Consider the following 1,658-nt stretch of genomic DNA (forward strand, 5'->3'; position numbering starts at 1 on the left):
GTAGGCGCCGGGTGACATGCCCGTGGCCTTGCGGAACGCGGCGACGAAGGCGCTCGGGGTCGCGTAGCCGACGCGGCGGGCCGCGGTGGCGACCGGCAGGCCCTCGGCGAGCAGCGGCAGCGCCGCCCGCAGGCGTACCTGGGTGCGCCAGCGGCCGAAGGACATGCCCGTCTCCGTCGTGAACAGGCGGGCGAGGGTGCGGATGCTCGTGCCGGTGCGCCGCGCCCAGATGTCCAGTGTGGCGTCGTCGGCGGGGCTCTCGATCACGGCGCGGGCCACGTCGAGGGCGCGCGGGTCACGAGGCATCGGCACCGCGATGGTGGTCACCGGCACCGGCGCGAGCTGGTCGAACAGGACGCTCTCGGCCCGGCGGCGGGCCGAGGGCGGCTCGGCGCCGGCCAGGTGGAGGATCAGCTCCCGCGCCAGGGGACTGATCGCGACCACGGTCGGGACGGCCCAGCCGGGCCCCCGATCGGCGGCGAAGTAGGGGCAGCAGACGGTCGTGTGGCGAACGGCGTCCATGGCGTGCTCGACGTTCGCCGGAATCCACAGGGCCCGCGTCGGCGGCAGCACCCACGTGCCGTCGGGCGAGGAGACGGTGAGGATGCCCGAGGAGGCCCAGGCCAGCTGGTGCCCGGTGTGCCAGTGCGTGTCGTACCGGCGGCCCGCCGAGGAGAACGCGGCGACCAGGATCGCCCCGTCGCCGCGGTTCCGGAGCCGGCTGGTCCTCGGCATCAGCCGACCCGCCTGAGCCCTGTCGGCGGGACGCGGTCGCGCCACGGAACGGCCTCCTCCAGCCGGGCGGCGACGCGGAACAGCAGGTCCTCCCGCCCGTACGGCGCGACGAGCTGAACACCGATCGGCAGGCCGTCGCGGCTCTGGGCGAGCGGCAGGCTGACGGCCGGCTGCCCGGAGATGTTGAACAGGGAGGTGAACGGGCCGTAGTCGAACTCCGCCCGCAGCCAGCTCTCCACCGTGTGGGCCGGGTCGTCGTAGCGGAGCGTGCCGTGCGGGGCCGGGAGACGGGCGATCGTGGGCGTGACCAGCAGGTCGTAGCCGGTGAAGAACGCGCCCACCGCCCGGGTGATGCGGTTCTGCGCGTCCAGGCCCGCGATCAGGTCGAGCGCGCTCATCTCCTCGGCCATCCGCAGGATCCGCCGCGAGACGGCCTCCATCCTCGCGGGGTCCGGCCGGCTCGGCGCCAGCAGGAGCAGAGCCGCGATCGACACCATCTCGGTCATGGTCGTGCGCAGCACGGCGTCCCAGTCGGCCTCCGGGCTCGCCTCCGTGACCGCGTGTCCCATCTCCTCCAGCAGGCGGCCGGTGCGTACCGCCGCCTCGGCCACCTCCGGATCGACCGGGGCGCCCGACCAGGAACACGTGGTCACCGCCACGCGCAGCCGGTGGGGGTCGGTGGCGAGCTCGTCCTCGTACGGGCGGAGCGGAGGGGGCGCGGTGTACTTGTCACCCACGGCCGGGCCCTGGATCGCGTCGAGGTAGCGGGCGGCGTCGCGCACGGTGCGCGTCAGCGCCGACTCGCAGGCCATGCCGAAGCCCAGCTCGCCCACGTCGGGCCCGCACGGCGTCCGGCCGCGGCTCGGCTTGAGGCCGACCAGCCCGCAGCACGAGGCGGGGACCCGGGCCGAGCCCGCGCCGTC

The 1,658-nt window shown here is 75.3% G+C and carries 2 protein-coding genes; both read right to left on the reverse strand.

The genetic code is table 11. From position 1 onward, the window contains the following. Positions 1 to 735 (reverse strand): helix-turn-helix domain-containing protein (locus tag ACFFNX_RS49405; RefSeq protein WP_378213408.1); only part of this gene is annotated, 735 nt, incomplete at its 3' end. Beyond that, positions 735 to 1,658, reverse strand: a 924-nt coding sequence (locus ACFFNX_RS49410) for an amidase (RefSeq protein ID WP_378213409.1), incomplete at its 5' end; no start/stop codon positions are given. The genes ACFFNX_RS49410 and ACFFNX_RS49405, both read right to left, overlap by 1 nt.

Source organism: Actinoallomurus acaciae, from assembly GCF_042429965.1.
Taxonomy (GTDB): domain Bacteria; phylum Actinomycetota; class Actinomycetes; order Streptosporangiales; family Streptosporangiaceae; genus Actinoallomurus; species Actinoallomurus acaciae.